Source organism: Capnocytophaga sp. oral taxon 336 str. F0502, from assembly GCF_000411575.1.
Lineage (GTDB): Bacteria > Bacteroidota > Bacteroidia > Flavobacteriales > Flavobacteriaceae > Capnocytophaga > Capnocytophaga ochracea.
In genome coordinates, this window is sequence record NZ_KE150491.1 from 217,404 (window position 1) to 223,477 (window position 6,074).

At 39.1% G+C, this 6,074-nt stretch carries 3 protein-coding genes; all 3 read right to left on the bottom strand.

Features of this window, described 5'->3' with window-relative positions:
* Window positions 1–518 precede the first annotated feature (518 nt).
* Complete coding sequence (locus HMPREF1528_RS08885) at window positions 519–2,690, bottom strand: endonuclease MutS2 (protein WP_016479488.1); 2,172 nt, start codon at window positions 2,688–2,690, stop codon at window positions 519–521.
* The gene (locus tag HMPREF1528_RS12660) at window positions 2,691–3,287 is read right to left on the bottom strand and encodes a lipoprotein signal peptidase (protein WP_009411097.1); all 597 of its coding nucleotides are present in this window, start codon (window positions 3,285–3,287) and stop codon (window positions 2,691–2,693) included.
* A gap of 84 nt (window positions 3,288–3,371) precedes the next feature.
* Window positions 3,372–5,882: a tetratricopeptide repeat protein gene (locus tag HMPREF1528_RS08895; protein ID WP_034567995.1), complete on the bottom strand. Its 2,511-nt coding sequence runs from the start codon at window positions 5,880–5,882 to the stop codon at window positions 3,372–3,374.
* Between the last annotated feature and the right edge of the window lie 192 nt (window positions 5,883–6,074).

Consider the following 6,074-nt stretch of genomic DNA (forward strand, 5'->3'; position numbering starts at 1 on the left):
AAATATTTTTTGAGGTTGTTAAATAATATAGTATTATAAATTAGGGATTATCCTAATAACGATAATCCTCGTTTTTATGCGACAAAATTACGAATTCCTTTTTTTATATCCAAAATTATTTTCAAAGTTTTTTATTGATATATGAAAAATCAATATTAGTATATGGAGTTTGTATTATATTTGATTCAACTTTGCCAAAGTTTCAAACTTTGGCAAAGTTAATACTGCAAAAACTACTGAAATAGCTAATTTTTATGTTAAACTAATGTATTCAATTTGTAAAATCTTCCCTGTTTTAACCTCCGAAGAATAGAAAAACATAAAAAAATACACTTTTTTGTAACTTTACAAAGTTAAACTACTCAAAAAGTGGCTCGCTATTGATTTTATAAAGTTCGGCAACACAAAAAGTGACTTTCTATCCACTTTAAAAAGATAAAGAACTTAAAAAGTGATTGTTTTTTGGAACAATCACTTTTTTGAGATATTAATAAGGTGCCTTTTCGGTAAGTTGAACTTTATCGGATTTTCTGTACGAGCTCCAATTCGTCCAAAGAAACAGAGGTAGTAAACGCCCCGTAATTTACTATGGCTTTGCCTTTTTCAATTTTATCGATACTTCCCACGCTCCGGCTGTCTTTAATGCGCACACGGTCGCCTACTGAAAGGGCGCGTTGTAGCTTTTCTTTTTCGGCGCGTTCTTGGGCAATGCGCTCTTTCTTCTCTTCTTTGCGTTGCTGGCGGATAGCCTCCATTTGCTTATGAACTTCTTCGGTAGTAGTTTTTTTCTCCTCTTTTTGCTTGGTGCGTTCCTCTTTGCTCATTTGTTTGCGCTTGGCGTTTTCCATTTCAATGAGTTTAAGAAATTCGGATACCAAAGGGCGACGCTTACCATCGTAGAAATAACGTTCGGCTATCTGGTCTACCTTACTACCTAAGGTAATCATACGTTGGCTTTGGTCATAGAGCTCTTGATAATTTATGAGCTTGCTTTTTACTTTATCATTGAGTTCCTCCAAGCGTTTGGCTTCTTCGCGGGCTTTGGTTTCCTCATCTTTCAGGGTTTCGGCAGTTTTTTCCATTTTGGAGCGTTCTTTCTGCAATTTGGCGATAGTGGCATCAAAACGCACTTTTCCTTTCTCTATTTTTTTCTTAGCCCGATTGATAAGGCTAAACGGAATGCCGTTTTTCTGCGCTACTTCAAAAGTGAAAGAACTTCCCGCTTCGCCTATTATTAGCTTATAGATGGGCTCTAAGGTTTTATCGTTGAAAAGCATATTGGCATTGCTGGCGTGAGGCAATTCATCTGCCAGCATTTTTAAATTGGTGTAATGGGTGGTAATCACCCCAAAAGCCTTTCGGTGGTAGAACTCTTCTAAGAATATTTCAGCCAAAGCACCTCCTAATTCGGGGTCGCTACCTGTCCCGAACTCATCTATCAAAAACAAGGTGCGGTGGTTACACTTTTTGAGGAAGTAATTCATATTTTTGAGTCGGTAGCTGTATGTGCTAAGGTGGTTTTCAATAGATTGGTTATCGCCGATATCGGTAAGAATGCGTTCAAATAAACACATTTTAGAACGATGATGCACCGGAACGAGCATTCCACTTTGTAACATTAATTGTAATAAGCCAATGGTTTTAAGCGTAATACTCTTTCCGCCCGCATTAGGTCCCGAGATGACGATAATACGATTTTCATCATTCAGTTCTATGGTTTGAGGGAAGGTAGTAACACCTTTTTTGGTATTGCTAAGGTACAGCAAAGGGTGATATGCTTCACGGAGGAATAGTTCGCGCTCCTGAGTGATTTCTGGCAAAAGTGCGTTCATTTGGTGAGCGTACTTGGCTTTGGCGCAAATAATATCAACGGCTGTGATGTATCGCTGATAGTCTTTCAGCAGGTCAGCAAACTGACTGATGAAGGCGGTAAGTTCTCTTAATATACGCTGGATTTCCTCTTTTTCGTCATAAAGCAAATTGGAGAGTTCGCGAGAGTAGATTTCGGTTTGTCGCGGTTCTATATACACTATGCTGCCCGTTTTTGAGCTCCCCCATACAGTGCCTTGTACTTTTCGGCGGTACATTGCTTTCACTGCCAATACGCGGCGGTTTTCTACTACGGTCTCGCGGATATCATCGAGATAGTCGGCAGTGTTATACTCGGCGAGAGCACGATTGAAACTTTCGTTGAGTTTTCCTTTCAAGGCGCTCAGCTCACGACGTATATTGCCAAGCGTAGGAGAGGCTTCGTTTTTTATCTCGCCGTACTTGTCCAGCACTTTATCGATAGCGTTCAGCAGTTCGGTAGTATACTCGATACTATCAGCCGTTTCGAAAAGGGTAGGGTATAGCGTTTTGAACTTCTTAAAGAAGAGAATTTGAGTGTTTACAACCTCGCTGATACGATGAATCTTCCTAATGCTCGACACTTCTAACAAGGCGTTTTCAATAGATAGAAGTTTAATTTCGGAAGTGATAGATTCGCAATAGTGTGAAGGGATTGTGTTGTTATTATCAAAAGACGATAGGTATTCATTGGTTTGATTCAGTGCCAATAACAGGCTCTCCTGATTGTCGAAAGGCTTGATACGTAAGGCGTATTTCTTGCCGAGTTCAGTAAGGCAAAGGTCAGACAAATGAGAGAGTACAATGGGGAACTCTAAGTCTTCAAGTGTTTTTGTATTCATTTAGTTTTTAGGAAATATCTTTTTGTGATATAAAATCATCAGCCCCACTGCTATACATATTGCAGAGTCAGCCACATTGAACACGGGCTCGAAGAAACGAAAGCGTTCGCCTCCCCAAATGGGTACCCAGCTGGGAAGTGTAGTATCGATAATAGGGAAGTAGAACATATCCACCACTTTGCCGTGCAAGAGGGTTCCGTAAGGATTTTCGGCAAATAGGGTAGCAATGTTACCATAACTATGGTCGAAAATTATGCCGTAAAACACCGAATCGATGATATTGCCCAGTGCTCCTGCCAATATCAAAGAAATACAAATGATAAGTATCTTAGGTTGTTGCTTTCTCACTGCCGATACCAGCCAATAACCGATACCTATTACCGCTACAATGCGAAAGAGAGTAAGAATGAGTTTACCGTATTCGCCGGGGATTTTAGTACCCCAAGCTGCACCTTCGTTTTCTACAAAATATATTTGAAACCAACTGAAAACGGTTACGGCTTCGTTGAGGATAAAGTGTGTTTTGATGTATATTTTGCTCCATTGGTCAATGATAAGTACCAACAGAATAATAAGGAATGCGTGTTTTAATTTCATATTGTTTTTTTGCTAAATGAGGCGCAAAGATACTAAAATAAAGGTGAATGACAAACCATAAAGCAACAAATACTATAAGCTGACTTAGTTTTCATTCTTTTCTTTCTCCAAGAATTTTTCTTTGTCTTTGCGAATTTGTACCAATCGGTAGTTTTCAGTGGCTATAACAAAAGCAGATAGTTTGTTTTTCTCCAAGAACTCTTTCAAATCAGTAACAATGCTCTGAGCTGAATAAGCATCGCGGATATTATGAACTACTAACCAAGTTTCATCGGCATTATAGAGGTCTTCTGAAAGGGTGAGAACTTCAGAAATTGCCTTTAATTTCTGGGTAAGTTGTTCTTTTATAGTTGTACGTGTCTCGGAAACCGTACCTGTAATGATTACTTTCCATTTCGTAGCCTTATCGTCAGTAACAAAATCTTCGGTTTCTACATCTTTAAGCTCATCTAATAGATTTTTAGCCTCTTCACTTTCAGCAGTGGCAGGATAGTTAGTCGCTATCTGTTGTAACTGCGCTTGGTAAGGAGCAAGCCCCTCTAAACGTGCCGTTGTTTTGGCTTGCAACAGTGCGATAGCAGGTGCTACTGAAGTTTCACGATACTGCGCCCCTTCTGTTTGTAACAGGTGAGCCGTCTCGATAATTTCACCCCGATTGTATTGAGCCATAAGGGTATCAACAAAAACTTGTGCCTGTTTATTGCGCTCTTGTTGTGAGGTTTCGTTTCCTTGCAATAGTTTTGCATAATCGGTATTAGGATAATTAGCAAGTAGTCGCCCTTTGATGGTTTCAGCTTTGGGGTTATGAGTATCAGTGTAATTCTTTTGGAGCTCATAAAGTGTAACTACTTCTAATTCGGGAGAAGGATTGTTGGCAAGAACACGTTCTAAACGTTGTATAGCCAATTCATTTTCACTGAATTTAGAGCGATAGAGCACGCCCAACTGGTACAGGGCTTTATTTCTATCGATGTTAAGTTGAGCGATTTCGGCTTCGGTCTTAGGAAGTTGAGAAAGATAAGTATCGGGAGTTTCTACTTCTTTTTCAGCTATTTGTTGTGTAGTAGCTGAGACAGTGAGGTTCGCCACATTGGCATTCCCCATACTCGACCAACGCCAGTTATCCTCCAATTTGCGGTCTCCCCAATATTGTTGAAACTGTTGTTTCCCATAAGCTACACTCATCGGATTGTAGAAATAGAACTTTCCACCCTTTTCAGTAGTAGCATCGGGCATCGTTACCCCCATACCTGTATTGGCAACCTTTTTATTGTGGTGCTTTTGTGTGCGAAGAGCAATTGCTTTCTGTACAGAATCGATATGTCTTTGGTAATACGCACGACGTTCTGTCTCTGGCAAGCGCATAACTTTTAAAACGCTATCATTTTTCTTAACGACGTATTCTAACTCAGCAATCTTGGACAAGTTATCTCTTTTTCTGCGAATAAAAAGATGTTCAAAGGTATGTTCAGGGATATAAGTAAGAGTACTATCCAAATGCTGATAAGCTCCCGTATAGTCTTTTTGGTCAAAAAATAATTCAGAGAGACGTGTATGAGCTTTTGCTTTTAACGGATTGTTATTCTTATTGTTGGAAAGAGAACTGCGATAAAAATCGGTAGCCAAACGCTTATCATCGTCTTTTAAAAGTTCGCCGTGAGTGTAGTAAAGCACATCGAGATAGTTTTTGTGCTCATAACGGCGTTCAAGCTTGGTAAGGTAAGCTAAAAAATCGGCCTTTTCTTCAGGGGTAAATGTTTTGTTGCGAGCCTTTCCTGCTTGGGCTTCTACCCATAGCTTACGCGGAATCTTCCAGTTTTGCTTCACAACCTTTTCAAAAGCTACTTCGGCAGAGTCTTTTTGATGCTGTTTTTCATAAAGCTGAGCTGCAATAAAGTAATATCTACCGCGTAAAGCCTTATTACGAGTGTATTTACCAGCATTGTAAAGCGCATCAGCAGCCTCAGGATATTGTTCTTGGTTGATATAAGCCTGTCCTAAGGTAGCATAGGCTTCAGCTCTATCATTTTTGCGTAATTTAGGATTCTCTTTTAAAAATTCAGTGAGTTTTTCTATGGCAATTTTATCTTTACCTAAACGGAGATTAGCTTTTTGTGCCCAAACCGCTGCCTCAGGAATACGCTCGCTCGTTCCGTAGTTCGTAAGCAGGTGATTGAAAGCCTCTAAGGCAGGAAAGAAACGCTCATCGTAATAACGAGCTTGACCGAGTAACATATAAGCGTCGTCAATTTTATAGTTGCGTTGTACTCCTTTAAAAACCATAGAGTGTTTCTGAATGGTTTTAATAGCTTTTTCTTCAGCACGTTGAAAATCAGCATTACCTGTACCATCTAATTGCACTTTTCCTGTCATACCAATAGGCTCTACGGGTAGAATTTCACTAAAATTATCTTGATATTTTTCGCGTAGTTCATTAAGACCTTTGGCATATGCTTCCTCCCCATTGAACAGTACATTATACTTGGTAACAATAGGTTGCATCTGACGGTTATAATAGGTATTAGCATTAGGTGTACAAGCTAAATATAGCAAAAAGACAACTAAAAAACTACTGTATAGTAAAACTCTTTTCATACTTTTTCATAAGTGCTGTTACAGAGTGCGAAAGTACTACTTTTTTTTAAAAGAGCGAAATATTATTTCAAAAAAATAAGTTTTCTCTACCAAAGCACCGCTTTATATACAGTTTAGATATATTTTTACTCTTGTTATCCTTCGTTCATTGTTCGTCTTTTGTTCGTCTTTTGTTCGTCTTTTGTTCGTCTT

What these genes read in the sequence shown, in the direction of transcription:
- HMPREF1528_RS08885 (WP_016479488.1), bottom strand. Translation starts at nt 2,690, where the DNA reads ATGAATACAAAAACACTTGAAGACTTAGAGTTCCCCATTGTACTCTCT.
- HMPREF1528_RS12660 (WP_009411097.1), bottom strand. Translation starts at nt 3,287, where the DNA reads ATGAAATTAAAACACGCATTCCTTATTATTCTGTTGGTACTTATCATT.
- HMPREF1528_RS08895 (WP_034567995.1), bottom strand. Translation starts at nt 5,882, where the DNA reads ATGAAAAGAGTTTTACTATACAGTAGTTTTTTAGTTGTCTTTTTGCTA.